Here is a 15,083-nt window from a genome sequence, read left to right on the forward strand (position 1 = left end):
CGGCTCCCGGCGCGCCGCCGGTCGGCTCCTTGACCATGACCGACAGAGAGATACACGACAGTGGATCAGGCCGTACTCGACTGGTTCTCCATCAGTCCGTCAGAAATGACCCGACTCCCAAGGCCCGAACCGGAGTTGACCTCCGCCGAACCGCCCGCACCCGCACCCGCACTCGCACCCGCGGCCGCGATACGCCGCGCGGCCCCCGCCGAGCGGGAGCGACTCCTGGAGGACCACGTCTGCCAGGAGATCGGCCGGGTCCTGCACTGCCCGGCCGAGGCGGTCGACCGGCACCAGACGATGACCGACCTGGGCGTCGGATCCATGATCGGCCTGGAGCTCCAGCGCCGTATCGCCGCCGCCCTGGAGGTCGAGCCCGACCTCACCTTCATCCTGCGTGCCGCCGACACCGGAACGCTCGCCCGCCACCTCGGCGACCTCCTCACCCGATCCAAGGCAGGGACTGACCAGCGTGACATTGCCGATCCCGCCGCAAAGTAGCGCGGACCTGTGGATCCTGCGCCAGCCACCGCTCGGTAGTTGCACAGGCGTCCTGGACCTCACCGAACTCGACGCGGCCGAACAGAGCCGCGCCGGGACGTGCCGGCGCGAGGCGGGCCGGCTCCTCTACAGCTCCGCACACGTAGGCCTGCGCCGACTGCTCAGCGCCTACCTGGACACCGACCCGCGCAGCCTGCGGATGGGCCGGGAGCCCTGCCCGTGCTGCGACGAACCGCACGGCCGACCCGTCCTGGAGTCCCCCGACGCGCCCGTGCACTTCTCCCTCTCCCACAGCAACGGCATGGCCCTCATCGGGGTGTCGACGGTGCCGATCGGCGTCGACGTCGAGAAGGTCCCGACGGCCGAGACGGCGCGGGTGTGCACTCCCGCCCTGCACCCGGACGAACAGGAGGAGCTGGCGGGCGAGTCCGCGGGCGTCGTCGAGTTCGGACAGCTGTGGACGCGCAAGGAGGCCTACCTGAAGGGGCTCGGCACCGGCCTCGGCCGCCCGCTGGCAGCCGACTACCTGGGCGGCGACCCGGCGCGGCGCCCCGACTCCTGGGAGGTGATCGACGTGCCGTGCGGTCCGCAGCACGTCGCGGCCGTGGCGCTGCACGACACGGTGCGGGCCCGGGTGCGGGTGCACTGGCTCGCCATGGAGTGCCTGTACAAGGACGATCCGGTGCCGCTCGACCCACAGCGCTCCTTCCTCGCGGAGCTGGCGGCCTGAGATGCCGATCCTCGATCTCAACCCCGCACTGCGCGGCGAGCCCGCCCACACCCTGGTGCTGCTGCACCACGCGGGCGGCTCGTCGCGCGGCTTCGCCCCGCTGCTGCCCCACCTGCCCGCGGACTGGCGGGTCTGGGGAGTCGACCTGCCCGGGCGTCTGCTGGACCGCGGGCAGGAGCGGTGCCGTACGGCAGCGGAAGCGGTCGACTACCTGTGCACCACCCTGGGTCCTGCCCTGTCGGGTCCGTTCTCCGTGTTCGGGCACAGCCTGGGAGCGCTGCTCGCCTTCGAGGTCGCGCGGGCGCTGGAGTCCGACCGCCGGGGCCCCTGCTGGCTCGGTGTCTCGGGCAGCCGCGCGCCGCAGCGGTTCGGCGCCGGGCTCTCCGGTCCCCTGGACCCGTCGCAGCCGGCGCACCGCATGCTGCGCCAGGTGCACGGCCTGGGCGGCCTGCCCGGTGGATACGGCGACCGCGACGCGCTGGCGAAGCTGGTGGCGCGCACGCTGCGGGCCGACCTGTTCCTCGTCGACGACTACGCGTACGCTCCCGGCGAACCGCTGCGGACGCCGCTGTCCGTGTTCGGGGGCGAGGACGACCCGCTGGCCCCCGCGGCGACGCTGGGCGAGTGGTCGGCCCACGCCAGCCGTCCGGTGTCCTGCCACACCTGGCCGGGCGGGCACTTCTACCTCTACGAGCACGCGGAAGCCGTGTGCGCCCGGCTCGTCGCGTCCTGCCGCTCCGCCGCTTGACCCGCACGCCCGCGCACCACGATCGATGCCCTGCCGGCCAGGCCGGCAGGGCATCGATCGTGGTGCGGTTCCTGCCCGTTACTGACGGGTCCCGGTCTCGGCGGACCTGGCGATACGGTCCAGGAGACGGTGGTGCTCGACCGCGTGCCGGAAGTCGGGAACGGTGGTGCTGCCGGTGTGCAGGTCCTCCCGCAGCTGGGCGTACGCGTGCGCCACCACGGCGGCCGGACCCTCCACCCCGGCGACCTCCTGGTACCGGGCCGGGACGGGGAGCGGCGCGAGATGCTGCTCCTTGCCGCGAGCCCCGCTGATGTCGAACTGGCCGAACTGGAGGTGCCCGGTGTTCCCCGAGACGACCAGGTCGCCGTCGGTGCCGTTGATCTCCCAGCGCAGATTGGCCGCCCGGCTGGACCCGCCCCGGTAGTGCAGTGAGGCGACGGCTCCGCCCGCCAGCCGGCCGGAGACGGCGATCTGGTCCTCGGCGGTCATCGGGATGGTCTCGCCGGTGTCGGTGACCTCGACCGTCGGGCGCCGCGTGGCCGTCGTCGCGCTCAGCTCCTCGAAGGAGGACAGGCACATGGTCAGGGCATCGAGGGTGTGACCGAACGGAATGGTCATCAGGGTCGCCCCGTTGCTCCGGTCGACCGTGTACGCCCCGCCGGACCCCACGGCCGGACCCCAGCCGCCGCCCGAGCCGAGCAGCGTGGTCGACAGGACCTCGCCCACGTACCCGTCCGCGATCAGGTCGCGGAGATAGCGCACCGCGGGCGCCGAACGCGACTGCAGGCCGACCGCGGTGCGGACGCCGTGCCGCTCGGCGAGCAGGGCGAGTTCCTCGGCCTGCGCGAGGTCCGTGGCCAGCGGCCACTCGCTCAGCACGGCCTTGCCGGCCTGGAGCGCGGGCAGGATCAACTCGCGGTGCCTGGGCACGCGTACGGCGATCACCACGAGGTCGATGTTCTCGTCGCGGGCCAGATCGCTCACATCGGAGTAGGCCGCCGGCACGCCGTAGGCCTCGGCGGCTCGCTGCGCGGCCTGCGCGGAGGAGGCCGCGAGCCCCCGCAACTCGTAGCCTTCCACGGCTTGGAGCGCGGGCACATGGCCTCGCGAGCCCCACCCTCCGCCGGCGCTCAGGCCGACGATGCCCACGCCGATGGGTTTGCGGGGACCGGTGCTTGCTGTCATGAAGAAGTACCTCTTGTTGGTTCGGTGTGGAGGGACACGGCGGGCCACCGCCCACCGTGGTGTCAGTCGGCCAGCCGGCCGTACGTCCCGCGGTAGAAGAGCAGCGGGGCGTCCGCCCCGCGACCGCCGAGGCGGTGCACCCGGGCCACGACCACGTCGTGGTCGCCCGCCGGGTACTCGGCCTCCGTGGAGCACTCCAGCCACGCGGGCGACCCGTCCAGAACGGGAGCGCCGGTGGGGGTGGTGCTCCAGCTCAGCCCCCGGAACTTGTCGCCTCCCCGGGAGGCGAGCCGTGTGCTGATCTCGCGCTGGTTCTTTCCGAGTATGTTGACGCAATAGCGGTCCGCGGTACGGATTTTCGGCCAGCTGCTGCTCGTTCTGGCCATACAGAAGAGCACCAGGGCGGGATCCAGGGAAACCGAGGTGAACGAATTCACGACGACGCCGGCCGGTTCGGCGTCGATTCCGTGCAGGGCCGTGATGGCGACGACCCCGGTGGCGAACTTTCCCAAGGTGGCGCGGAATTCATCGTGGTCGATCGGACGCTGGATTTGAGGCGGCGCGACTGGCGAGGTCATGCTGCCATGGTTGGCCGGGCCCGGGGAATCGGGCAAGTGCCCCTCGGTGGTATTGGTGACGGCAACACCGACAGCTGATGCAACTCCCTTTCCCTGTCCGTAAGGTCGCACTCCGGAGTCACGAGCTCCGTACCACGGACGATCGGGGGTTCGGCTGAGTCATGAACATAAAACAACTCGACGCATTCTTGGCGGTCGCGGAGTCACGGAGTTTCACCCAGGCCGCGCGCCTCCTGGGGCTGGCTCAGCCGACCGTCACGGCCCGCATCAAGGCGCTGGAGCAGATCGTCGACGCGCCGCTGCTGGACCGCACGGCCGGCGGCGCCCGTCTCACCTCCGCGGGACGGCGCCTGCACAGTTACGCGCGGCGGATCGTCCGGCTGAGCGAACTGGCGCAGCACTCCGTGTCCGAACCCGCCGACCAGGTCTCCTCGTTGGCGATCGGCGCGGCCGAGTGCATCACCACGTACCGGCTCGTCCCGCTGATCGAGTATCTGCATCTGCGCCACCGCACCCTGGGCGTCTCGCTGCGTACGCTCGACGACGACCCGGTCGCTCTGGTGAGGGAGGAGCGCGTGGACTGCGCCTTCTTCATCGGCCCCCGCCCGGCCACGCCCGACGTGCGTCACCAGACCCTGCGTCCCGAGAGCCTGAGCCTGGTGGCGGCGCCGTCCCATCCGCTGGTCGGTGTGTCCGTCGGATCGGCAGCGGAGTTCGCCGCGAGCACCGTGGTGTGCGCTCACCGGTGGAACGGTTACCAGCACAGCTTCGAGTCCGTGCTGGCCGCGGCGGGTGAGCCGGCCGGCGGTGTGCTCGCGGTGGGTTCGGTCGACGCGGTCAAGCGCAGTGTCGGCGAGGGCATCGGAATCGCGCTGCTGCCCACCGTCGCGGTCCGCGACGAGCTGCGGGACGGCCTGCTGGGGCGCATCGGGTGGTGGGCCCCCTTCGAGGTCTACTCGCAGTGCGTCTGGCGCCGGGGACTCGATGAGGACCCCTCCTTCGCCACCGTTCTCGACGCGGCCCGGCAGGTGACGGCCGAGGACGACCCGACGGACGGCGTCGCGCTGCGCGCCGCGTGCTGACACCGGCCGGGCTCCGTACGACGCAGACCACCGGCCGATGTGCGCGGCGGCGGATCCCTCAGGCGGCGACCGGCGTGCCGAGCCGGGCCGTCAGCGCCTTGCGGTCCACCTTGCCGTTCGCGTTGAGCGGCAGCCCGTCCAGCACGGTGAGGGATCCCGGCACCATGTACACGGGCAGCCGGGCGCCGAGCCGCTCGAGCAACGCGGCGGTGTCCGGGACCGTTCCGGTGCACACGGCCGCGAGTTCGATGTCGCCGCCGTGGCCGGGCAGCGCCAGCACGACGGCTTCGGCGACGCCGGGCAGATCGAGCAGAGCCGACTCGATCTCGCCGAGTTCGACCCGGTAGCCCCGGATCTTGAGCTGGTGGTCGAGCCGCCCGAGGTGCACGAGTTCCCCGTCGAGGTGGCCCACCCGGTCACCGGTGCGATACCAATGCGCGTCCGTGAGCGGCTCGTTGCCGTCGTGGACGAGCGCGCGTCCGTCCACCATGCGCAGGAACCTGCCGACGTTGTCGGACGGGTCGAGATAGCCGGGGAAGCGCTGCGAGCCGCGCACGACCAGTTCACCGGTCGAGGCGGCCCGGCCCGCCTCGTCGAGTACGAGGTGCTCCTGGCCCGGGTAGGGGGTGCCGATGGGCACGGTGCCGTTGGCCGGCTGCGGCCAGGCCTCCGGCTGCCGCGGAAGCCGGAACTCGGTCCAGGTGACCGTCATTTCGGTGGGCCCGTAGATGTTCTCCAGCACGGACTGCGGGGCGGCGGCCCGCCATGCCTGCGCGTGCCGCAGCGTCAGCGCCTCACCGCAGAACAGGCTCCAGCGCAGGGTCGGCATGGAGCCGGGCCGCAGCGCGCGCAGCCGCATGGCGATGGAGGCGACCGAGGGCACGGAGTTCCAGTGCGTGATGCGCTCGCGGTTCACGAACCGCACCGGTGTCAGCAGGTCCGTCTTGTCCGGCACGACGAGCGCGGCCCCTGAGCCCCAGGCCGCGAACATGTCGTAGACGGAAGGGTCGAAGGTGAGGTCGAATGTCTGCGAGACGCGGGCTCCCGGTCCCAGCTCGTAGCGCGGGATGACGTGGCTCAGATAGGCCGACACGTTGCGGTGGGCGATGGGGACGCCCTTGGGGCGGCCGGTCGAGCCCGAGGTGAACAGGATGTAGGCGAGGTCGTCGGGTCCGGCCTGCGACGGCGGCAGATCCGGGGCCGGGGCGGTTCGCAGGGCCTTCATGCGGGCCGCGGAGAGTTCCACCGTCCGCGTCCCCGGGTCCGTGTCGTCCTCGGTGATCACGAGGTCGAGGCCGGCGTCGGCGGCGATCGTCGCGTTGCGGGAGGCCGGCCAGGCCGGATTGAGCGGCACGACGACGGCGCCGAGGCGCTGCACGGCGAGATATCCCGCGTAGGCGGCCGTGCTCCGTGCGGCCAGCAGGCCGACCCGGGCGGGCACGCCGCCGTGTGCGGCGACGAGTTCGCCCGCCAGGCGTGCGGACAGCGCGTCGAGTTCGGCGTAGGTCACGACCTCCCCGGCGACCTCGAGGGCGGTCTGCCGGTCGCCGTGTCGGGCAACGGAGTTCGCGAACCAGTCGTACATGGTCCCGGTGGCGTTCATGATGTCCGGTCCTCTTCCGTGGCGCGGTGTATGAGGAGCCCCCGGGACTTCTCAGAAAGGCGGCGGAAGCGGGGACCGAGGGCGTCCTATGAATGTTTTGCCGCGCGTTCAGGAAGAGTCAAGAGTGCGGCCCTTAGAGGCAGGGCGCCGATAGATTATTCAAATGCTCTATTTGCTGCCGGGACCGGGAGCAGAGACTATTCGACGGTCTTCCCGGTGGTCTGCCGGGCGGCGTACCGGCGGGCTTTCGCGCGATTTCCGCACACCCGCATCGAGCACCAGCGGCGGCTGCGGTTCTTCGAGGTGTCCCAGAAGACCCAGGCGCAGGCGTGCTCGGAGCAGCGCTTGAGCCGTGCGGCCTCGCCGGTGACGGCGAGCTCGCTCCAGGCGATCGCGAGAGCCGCGAGGGCCTTCCTGGCCGCCGTGAGATGCGGGGCGGGAGCGAGGACGCCAGAGGCGTCGCCTCCCGTGGTGACGACGACGGGGAGGTCACGCAGTGCTTCGGTCGCCTCGTGCAGGAGCGCCGGGTCGGTGTGATCGCCCACGTGGGCGCCGAGTTCCTCGCGGATGCCGGCGCGCATGCGCAGACACAGGGCGTGGTCCTGCGCGTGCACCCGCTCGCCGCCGTGCAGGAGGTCCCGTTCGCGCAGCCAAGCGTCGAGCTTGCCGGCCGTGTCCAGCTCGTCGGTCCCGCACTCGACATCGACCGTGTTGGCGAACGCCTGGACCAGTTGGGCGGATGCCGGTGCGTCGAGCATGGGCCACCTCCTGTGACGAGGTCCCAGCCTACACGGGATAACCGGCTATCGGCTTTGCCGGGTAGCGGGAGCGGGCCCTCCGTGCCAGACTCGACACCTCGGGATTCACCAGCAAAGCCGTTAGACGGTTAGGGGAGACTGATGAGTGAACTCAGCGTCGACACCACGAAGGCGCCGGTGACGCTCACCGATCCGCCGCCGGCGCCCGCGCCGGAACCCCAGCACCCCACCGCGCGCCGGGGCACGCACAACACCGTCGTGCTCCTCGTCTTCACGGCGGTCACCAATCTCGCGGACGGTGTCACCAAGATCGCCCTGCCCCTCATGGCCACCCAGGCATCCGCCTCACCGGCCCAGGTCTCCGCGGTCTCCCTCACCCTGTCCCTGCCGTGGCTGCTGGCCGCGCTCCACGTCGGCGTCCTGGTGGACCGGCTCGACCGGCGCCGTCTGCTGTGGGGAGCCAACGCCCTGCGCCTGATCGCGCTCGGATCGCTGATGCCCCTGGCGGCCGCCGGCGCCGTCTCCATCCCGGTCCTCTGCGGCGCCGGCCTGGTACTGGGGATCGCCGAAGTCATCGCCCTGACCTCGGCGTCGGCCCTGATCCCGGCCCTGACCCCGCCGGAGGGCAGGGAGCGGGCCAACACCTGGATCGCCGGCGCCGAGACGGTCTGCAACGAGTTCGCCGGCCCCTTCGTCGGCGGGCTCCTGCTGGCGGCGGGCACCGGCATCGCCCTCGGCACGACCTGGGTGTCCTACCTGGCCGCCTCGCTGGTCGTGATCCTGCTCGTCGGCCGGTTCCGCGCGGTCCGGCAGGACGCCGCCCAGGCCGCACCCGCGGCCGTGCGCGTGCAGATCGCCGAAGGTCTGCGCTACCTGTGGCGCCACGTGCTGCTGCGCACCATGGCCCTCATCCTCACCGTCCTGTGCGCGTGCTGGGGTGCCTGGCTCGCGCTGATGCCGCTGTTCGCGACCTCCGTGATGCACCTGACCTCGCGCGAGTACGGCACCCTGCTGAGCGCCCTGGGCGTCGGCGGCCTGGCCGGCGCCCTGGCCGTCACCTGGCTGAACCGCTTCTTCGGCCGCCGGTGGGTGATGTTCGCCGACCTGTTCGGCACCTTCGCGATGATGGCCGTACCCGCGCTGACGACCAATCTGTGGGCCGTGGCCGCCGCCGCCTTCCTCGGCGGCATGGGCGGCACCCTGTGGACGGTGAACTCGCGGACCCTGGCGCAGCGCCTCGTGCCCGACGCCATGCTCGGCCGGTTCGGGTCCGTCAGCCGGCTGTTCAGCTGGGGAGCCATGCCGGTGGGCGCCGGCCTCATGGGGCTGCTCGCCGAATGGTTCGGGCTGCGGCTGGCCTTCGGTGTCTTCGCCGTCTCGGTCGCCCTCACCGTTCCCCCCTTCCTGCGCGTCCTGACGCGGCCCGTGCTGACGGAGGCATTCGGCGACCGGTGACAGCGCGTCGCCGAAGGAAGCTCTGAGGAGGAGGCCGGGAACCCGGCCTCCTCTTTTTTTATTGTCTTCATCGATCGAATTCCTTGATGAGTACTTCCGGGCGAAGATCGCGATCAAACCCTTCGATGGGCGCGCAGAGGGGCCGTTGACCACTGCGAAGGCACTGATGAATGATTTGTGGTGCGCCAAGAAGCGACCTTTTCCCGAGGAGTCTGAGTAATGAAGCATGCGGGCGAGATGGCCGACGGGGAAATCGGCTCAGCTATTTCGAGGCACATCCGTGTGTCCTTCGACGACGATTCCCCGCTGGCTGAAGTGGGGCTGCATTCGCTTTCCGTACTGCGCATCGCCAGTGAGCTGATCACCGACCCGGATCAGGAGATCGACCCCACCGGCCTCGCCGCCGTGCACACGGTGGGAGAGCTGCGCAAGTGGCTGCGCGGACTCCTCGCCCCCAAGGAGAGCGTCCGATGACCCTCGCGCCCCACACCGCCGACACCGACACCGCCACCGCCACCCTGCCCCTGACGGCGGCGCAGAAGGGGCTGCTCGTCGTGCATCGCACGGTGCCGGTGCCCCACCTCTACAACGTCGTGGCCGAGCTGGAACTGGACCCGGCACTCACCACGGACACCGTCGCGTCGGCCCTGACCGCGGTGCTGGCCGTGCAGCCGGCGCTGCGCCTGAGCATCCGGGAAGGGGCCGACCCGCACGCCGTCCTCGGCGGCGTCCCCGACGAAGCGCCTCTGCGCGTGGTCACCACCGACCGTGCGGCCCACGAGCACCGGCGCGATGAACTGCTCGCCGGCCTGGGGGACACCGCCTTCGACCTGACGCGCTCCCCGCTGCTGCGTGCCGTCCTGCTGCGCTGCGAGGACGACACCCGCTCGACGCTTCTGATCGTGGTGCACCACCTCGTCTTCGACGGCTTCTCGTTGCGCCAGTTCGTCCGCGACCTGACCGCGGCCGCCCGCCGGAGTCTCGACGTCGAGGCCGTGCGCGCCGTCCGCGAACGGGCCCTGCGCATCGAACTCGGCGCCCAACTCGCCGCCGCCGACGAGGAGAAGGCCGAGCAGGCGGCCGTGGCGCTGGCCGGCCGGCTGCGAGCGACACCCGCCACCGTCCTCGACCCCCGGCCGAACCGCCCCGCGACCACCGCGTTCACCGGGACCCGGCGCGAGATCCGGCTGTCCGCGCGGCACTCCGCCGACCTGGACGCCCTGTGCGCGACGCTCGGCGTCACCCCGTTCGTCCTCTTCTCCGCCGCCTACGCGGCCGTGCTGGCCCGGCACAGCGCCAACACGGCCGTGGTCTTCGGCAGTCCGGTCATGGCCCGCCGCACCCTGGGCTCGATCGACCTGTGCGGATTCTTCGTCAACACCCTGCCGCTCATCGTCGACGTCCCCTGGGACGCGCCGTTCGACCGCTTCGTCAAGGAGACGGTCCGGGCCGAGGCCGACCGGACCAGAGCCGACGCGGCGGTCTCCTTCGACCGCATCGTCCGCCACGTCGACCCGGACCGCTCGACCAACCGCAACCCCGTCTTCTCCTGCATGCTCGCCCTGCAGGACGCGACCGACGCGGAGCCGGGCTCCGCGGTGCGCCGCGTGCGCGAACACGGCAACGGCACCGCCAAGTTCGACCTCTGGCTGGGTGTCACTCCCGGCCCCGACGGCTGGCTGCTCGAACTCGAGAGCGACCTCGAACTGCTGCCGCGGACCTCGGTGGACGCCCTGGCCGCATCGCTGAGCGGCCTGCTCGAGCGGGCCGTCGCCCGCCCGGACCGGACCGTGGCCGACCTCTTCGTGGACGCCTCGCCCGAGGACTCCCGCGCACACGACGGCTTCCGGCGCGCCCTGGCACAGCCCGACCTGTACCGCGCGGTGCAGGCAGCCGCGGCGGAGCGGCCCGAGCAGATCGCCGTGGAGGAGAGCGAACACCGCGTCACCTACGGCGAGTTGGACCGCCTGGCCGCCACGGCCGCCGGCGCACTGGCCGGACGCGGTGTCGGCCGGGGAACCGTGGTCGGCCTCACCACGACCACACTCCTCGACACGGTCGTGGCCGTCCTGGCCGTCCTCGCCCGCGGCGGCGTCTTCCTCCCCCTGGACCCGGCCCTGCCCGCCGAGCGGCTGACGTACATGACGCGGAAGGCGGACTGCCGCCTGATCGTCGGACAGGAGCCGGTCGACGGTATCGGCCTCGTCTCCCCGGCCGAACTGGCCGCGGAGGAGCACGGCGGGCCGCTCGGCCCGGCCGCCGCGAGCGGCCCGTCCGACGGCGTCTACATCATGTTCACCTCGGGCTCCACCGGCCGGCCCAAGGGCGTGCTGATGCACAACGGCCCGCTGATGAACCTCACCGAATGGCAGCTCGACGCCCTGGACATGGACGAGCACACCCGCTTCCTGCAGTACGCGCCGCTCGGCTTCGACGTCTCCTTCCAGGAGATCCTGCCGACCCTGGCCGCGGGCGGCACCCTCGTCTCGCGCGAACCGGCCGACCGCAGGGACCTGCCCGCCGTCCTGGAGCGGGTGCGCGCCCACCGGGTGTCCCACGTCTACCTTCCGGTCGCCGCACTGCCCGCGTTCGCCCGGGCCGCGCAGGACACCGGCGACGCCCTGCCGCACCTGCGTCATGTGTGCGTGTCCGGCGAGCAACTCCTGCTCGACGACCGGGTCCGCCGCTTCTTCGACGAGCGCCCGCACCTGCGTCTGATCAACCTGTACGGACCCACCGAGACCCACGCCGTCACCACGCACCGGCTCACCGGCGACAACCGGCCCTGGCCCGCCCACGTCCCCATCGGCCGCCCGATCACCGGCGTGTCGGCCCACGTGGTGGACACCACCGGCCACCTGGCCCCGCGCGGAGTGCCCGGCGAGCTGTACCTCGCGGGCGCCTGCCCCGCGCTCGGCTACGTCAACGACCCCGCCCGCACCCGGGAGCGGTTCCTGCCCGATCCGTACGCCGACGAGGCCGACGCCCGCATGTACCGGACCGGGGACCAGGTCCTGCGCGACGAGAGCGGCGCGCTCGTCTTCCTGGGCCGCGACGACGACCAGGTGAAGATCCGCGGCTACCGGGTCGAACTCGGGGAACTGGAGACCGCCGCCACCACCCACCCCGGCGTGCGCCGCGCGGTGGCGGTGGCGCACGGCACGGGCCACGAACGCCGACTCGCCCTGTTCTTCCAGCCCGAGGACGGCCGGGCCCCCGAACCCGACGACGTACGCCGTCATGTGGCGGGCACGTTGCCCGGCTACATGGTGCCCGCCCGCGCCTTCCCCCTCGACGCCGTTCCCACCACCCGCAACGGCAAGGTGGACCGCGCCTCCCTCGCCGCCCGGGCCCAGCAGGCCCTGCGCGACGAGGCCGGCTCCGCCGGCGCCCCGACCACGACGACCGACGACCCGCTGATCGCCGCGCTCCAGCAGATGTGGGGACGCCTGCTGTCACTGAGCGACGTACCCATCGACCGCTCGCTCCTGGAGCACGGCGCGCACTCGCTCACCGTCATGGCCGCCAGCGCCACGATCGAGGAGGAGCACGGCGTCCAGATCCCGATCCTCGACTTCTTCCAGGACCCGACCATCCGCGCGCAGGCCGCATGGATCACCGCCCTCCGCGAGGTGCGCTGATGCCTGCCGCCACCCACGAGACCCGGCTGCTCGTGCCGCTCGCCCAGCGCCCGGGACCGCTGCCCGGCGTCCTCGTCCACCCGGCCGGCGGCGGACTCGGCCAGTACCTGGGCATCGCCGCCCGGCTGTCCCGGCACGGCAGCGTGTCCGGCATCCGGGCCGCCGGGCTGCTGCCGGGCGAGACACCGCACGACAACGTCGCGGACATGGTCCGAAGCTACCTGGACCTGCTGGAGAACCTGCCCGAGCGTCCGCGTCTGCTGGTCGGCTGGTCGCTGGGCGGAGTCATCGCCTGGGAACTGGCCGCACGCCTGGCCGAGCACGGCCCGGCCCCCGCCGTGGTGCTGATCGACAGCTTCACCGAGCACACCACCATCAGCGCCCGCGCCCGGACCGACGTACTGGACGCCATCGAGCAGTCCGTCAGCCACCTGGGCAACAGCACCGACGCCGCCCGGGCCCGCGGCACGGCGCTGGCCCACGTCGAGGCCAGCGCCGCGCACCGCACCCGGGCCCGGCACGACGGCCCCGCGCTGCTGATGGCCTGCGACAGCGCCGGCCGTGACCAACAGATCGACAGCTGGCGCGCGTTGACCGGACGGCTGACCGTACGCGACCTCGACTGCGGCCACTTCGAGGTCTTCGACCCGGAGCACCAGCCCCCCCTCCTGTCCCACCTGGACGCGTTCCTGGCCCGTCTCACCGACCCACCGCAGGAGACATCCCGATGACCCGCCCCAGCCCCCTCGCCGTCGTCACCGGCGGCACCCGCGGCATCGGCCTGGCCCTGTCCCGGCGCCTGCGCCGGCTCGGCTACCGCACGGTCGCCCTGTACCGGTCCGACAAGGACGCGGCGCTCCGGGCCGCCGGCGAACACGGACTGAGCACGGTCCGGGCCGACCTCGGCGACAGCGCGTCCGTGCGCGCCGCGGCCCGGCACGTCCTGGCCGAGCACGGCGTGCCCGAGGTGCTGGTCAACAACGCGGGCATCAACATCGACCGGCCCTTCCTCGAACTCACCGAGGAGGACTGGCAGAGCGTGCTCGACACGAACCTGTCCGGCCCCTTCCACCTCACGCAGGCCTTCGCTCCGGCGATGCTCGACGCCGGTCACGGGACCGTCGTCAACGTCGGCGCGACCACCGGACTGCGCCCCCGTCTCAACGGCGCCAACTACGCGGCGTCCAAAGCCGGGCTGCTCCAGCTCACCAAATGCCTGGCCCTGGAGCTCGCCCCCACCGTGCGGGTCAACTGTCTGATCCCCGGGATGACCGAGACCCAGGAACTCGTCGAACGGTTCCGGCTGAACGAGCCGGAGCACCGCGGCGCGGTGCTGTCCGAGATCCCACAGCGACGCATCGGCACCCCCGATGACATCGCCGACGCCCTCGAGTACCTCGTGGGTCCGCTCAGCCGCTACGTCACCGGTCAGAAGCTGATCGTCGACGGCGGCCAGTTCATGTGGTAGGAGATCATGTCCGAAGATTTTCTCGTATCCGCCCGCGAAGCCGTCGCCACCGCCCCTCCGGTCGGCGACCTGGCCTACGAACGCTACTGCCGCGAACTCGCCAAACGACTCGCCGCCCACTGGCCGGCCGTCCTGCAGGCCAACGCCGGGGACATCGCCGCCGCCGAACAGCGCGGCCTGCCCCCCGTACTGATCGACCGGCTCCGCCTGACCGCCGCCCACCTCGGTCAGCTGGAGCGCCTCACCGAAGCGGTGCTGTCCGAACTCGACCCGGTCACCGCCCCGGACGCCGGCGTGCCGGTGGGGGAGTGGGGGACGCGCCTGCGGATGCCGAAGCCCCTCGGCGTCGTCTTCATGGTGTACGAGGCGCGCCCCACGGTCACCGTGGAAGGCTCCCTGCTGCCCGTCGCCGTCGGCAACGCCGTGATCCTGCGCGGCGGCAAGGAGATCGCGCGGACCAACCAGGCCCTGGCCGCCGTGGCCCGTGACGCGCTGGAGGCAGCCGGGCTGCCCGGCGGCCTGATCACCGTGCTGGACGACCCCGACCGCGCCCAGCTGCGTGCGCTCCTCAAGCGCCCGGACGCGATCGACGTACTCATCCCGCGCGGCAGCCCGTCCCTCATCGACTTCTGCCGGACCGCGTCGACGATCCCCGTGATCGCCAGCGGCGGCGGCGTCAACCACCTGTACGTGCACCGCAGCGCCGACCTCGAACTCGCCGCCGAGGCCGCGCTGGACAGCAAGCTCCCCGAGCCCACCGCGTGCAACACCGCCGAGGTGGTCCTGGTCGACGACGCGGTCGCGTCCGACTTCGTGGCGGCCCTGCTGCGCGCCTCCGAGCGGAACGACCGGCGGGTGAACGTGCGGCTCTCCTCGCGCATCCCCCGCCCCGAGGCGGCGGCCGGGCACGACGGCGAGCGGCCCTGGCGCATCGAGGAACTGCAGGAGCACGACCTCGGCAGGGAGTTCCTCGACGCGACGGTCGGTGTGTACCCGGTCGCGGGACCGGCCGAGGCTCTGGAGCACATCCGCAGGTACGGGTCCGGCCACACCGAGGGCGTCTTCGCCACCGAGCCCGAGGTCACCCAGGACTTCGCCCGCCGGGCCGACGCCGCCGCGATCGTCGTCAACGGCTCTCTGCGCCTGCACGACGGCCCGACCCTCGGCCTCGGCTCCGAGATCTCCATCAGCACCGGCCGCATGCACGTCCGGGGCCCCGTCACGCTCGGGTCCCTCGTCACCTACAGCTGGGTCGTCGACGCGCGCGGAGCCCTGCGCAGCTCTGTCTGAACCCCCTCGTCCCTGACAGATCCACCACCCCCTCCACGGAGCAT

The 15,083-nt window shown here is 72.1% G+C and carries 14 protein-coding genes; 10 read left to right on the forward strand and 4 right to left on the reverse strand.

Annotated features, from left to right (window positions below):
• The first annotated feature begins 105 nt into the window (after positions 1-105).
• The 3 genes from AB0J02_RS38250 to AB0J02_RS38260 are packed head-to-tail and all read left to right on the forward strand — an operon-like array spanning position 106 to position 1,979.
• Entirely contained in the window at positions 106-501 is a 396-nt protein-coding gene (locus tag AB0J02_RS38250; protein WP_363198493.1) for an acyl carrier protein, read from the forward strand.
• Positions 473-1,231 carry a 4'-phosphopantetheinyl transferase superfamily protein gene (locus AB0J02_RS38255; RefSeq protein WP_363198494.1) on the forward strand — a complete coding sequence of 253 codons (759 nt, stop codon included), beginning with the start codon at positions 473-475 and terminating at the stop codon, positions 1,229-1,231. Before AB0J02_RS38250 ends, AB0J02_RS38255 begins: the two co-directional genes overlap by 29 nt.
• A 1-nt stretch (position 1,232) precedes the next feature.
• Complete coding sequence (locus tag AB0J02_RS38260) at positions 1,233-1,979, forward strand: alpha/beta fold hydrolase (RefSeq protein ID WP_363198495.1); 747 nt, start codon at positions 1,233-1,235, stop codon at positions 1,977-1,979.
• A 78-nt stretch (positions 1,980-2,057) separates the two neighbouring features.
• On the opposite strand, the gene AB0J02_RS38265 is transcribed toward AB0J02_RS38260, so the two are convergent.
• On the reverse strand, positions 2,058-3,164 hold the full coding sequence (locus AB0J02_RS38265) for a Gfo/Idh/MocA family oxidoreductase (RefSeq protein ID WP_363198496.1): 1,107 nt from the start codon (positions 3,162-3,164) through the stop codon (positions 2,058-2,060).
• A 62-nt stretch (positions 3,165-3,226) separates the two neighbouring features.
• A complete protein-coding gene (locus tag AB0J02_RS38270; protein WP_363198497.1) occupies positions 3,227-3,742 on the reverse strand; it encodes a flavin reductase family protein in 516 nt (171 codons plus the stop codon).
• A gap of 161 nt (positions 3,743-3,903) precedes the next feature.
• On the opposite strand from AB0J02_RS38270, the gene AB0J02_RS38275 reads away from it, so the two are divergent.
• Entirely contained in the window at positions 3,904-4,824 is a 921-nt protein-coding gene (locus AB0J02_RS38275; protein ID WP_363198498.1) for a LysR family transcriptional regulator, read from the forward strand.
• A gap of 58 nt (positions 4,825-4,882) precedes the next feature.
• On the opposite strand, the gene AB0J02_RS38280 is transcribed toward AB0J02_RS38275, so the two are convergent.
• Together AB0J02_RS38280 and AB0J02_RS38285 are read right to left on the reverse strand one after the other, a co-directional pair.
• Complete coding sequence (locus AB0J02_RS38280; RefSeq protein WP_363198499.1) at positions 4,883-6,427, reverse strand: amino acid adenylation domain-containing protein; 1,545 nt, start codon at positions 6,425-6,427, stop codon at positions 4,883-4,885.
• A gap of 197 nt (positions 6,428-6,624) precedes the next feature.
• On the reverse strand, positions 6,625-7,185 hold the full coding sequence (locus AB0J02_RS38285) for a CGNR zinc finger domain-containing protein (protein ID WP_363198500.1): 561 nt from the start codon (positions 7,183-7,185) through the stop codon (positions 6,625-6,627).
• A gap of 141 nt (positions 7,186-7,326) precedes the next feature.
• Here AB0J02_RS38285 and AB0J02_RS38290 point away from each other — a divergent pair, with 141 nt between their 5' ends.
• The 6 genes from AB0J02_RS38290 to AB0J02_RS38315 all read left to right on the forward strand — a co-directional run bounded on the left by AB0J02_RS38290 (position 7,327) and on the right by AB0J02_RS38315 (position 15,039).
• On the forward strand, positions 7,327-8,640 hold the full coding sequence (locus AB0J02_RS38290) for an MFS transporter (protein ID WP_363198501.1): 1,314 nt from the start codon (positions 7,327-7,329) through the stop codon (positions 8,638-8,640).
• Positions 8,641-8,859: 219 nt separating this feature from the next.
• Positions 8,860-9,114: an acyl carrier protein gene (locus AB0J02_RS38295; protein ID WP_363198502.1), complete on the forward strand. Its 255-nt coding sequence runs from the start codon at positions 8,860-8,862 to the stop codon at positions 9,112-9,114.
• Entirely contained in the window at positions 9,111-12,281 is a 3,171-nt protein-coding gene (locus tag AB0J02_RS38300; RefSeq protein WP_363198503.1) for an amino acid adenylation domain-containing protein, read from the forward strand. The genes AB0J02_RS38295 and AB0J02_RS38300 overlap by 4 nt, the downstream gene beginning before the upstream one ends.
• Positions 12,281-13,012 (forward strand): alpha/beta fold hydrolase, encoded by a 732-nt coding sequence (locus tag AB0J02_RS38305; RefSeq protein ID WP_363198504.1) that lies wholly within the window; start codon positions 12,281-12,283, stop codon positions 13,010-13,012. The genes AB0J02_RS38300 and AB0J02_RS38305 overlap by 1 nt, the downstream gene beginning before the upstream one ends.
• Positions 13,009-13,749, forward strand: coding sequence for an SDR family oxidoreductase (locus AB0J02_RS38310; RefSeq protein WP_363198505.1), 741 nt, complete (start codon positions 13,009-13,011; stop codon positions 13,747-13,749). The genes AB0J02_RS38305 and AB0J02_RS38310 overlap by 4 nt, the downstream gene beginning before the upstream one ends.
• Positions 13,750-13,755: 6 nt before the next feature.
• A complete protein-coding gene (locus tag AB0J02_RS38315; protein ID WP_363198506.1) occupies positions 13,756-15,039 on the forward strand; it encodes a glutamate-5-semialdehyde dehydrogenase in 1,284 nt (427 codons plus the stop codon).
• Positions 15,040-15,083: the final 44 nt, after the last annotated feature.

The organism is Streptomyces sp. NPDC050264 (assembly GCF_040655895.1).
In the GTDB taxonomy this organism is placed as follows: Bacteria; Actinomycetota; Actinomycetes; order Streptomycetales; family Streptomycetaceae; genus Streptomyces.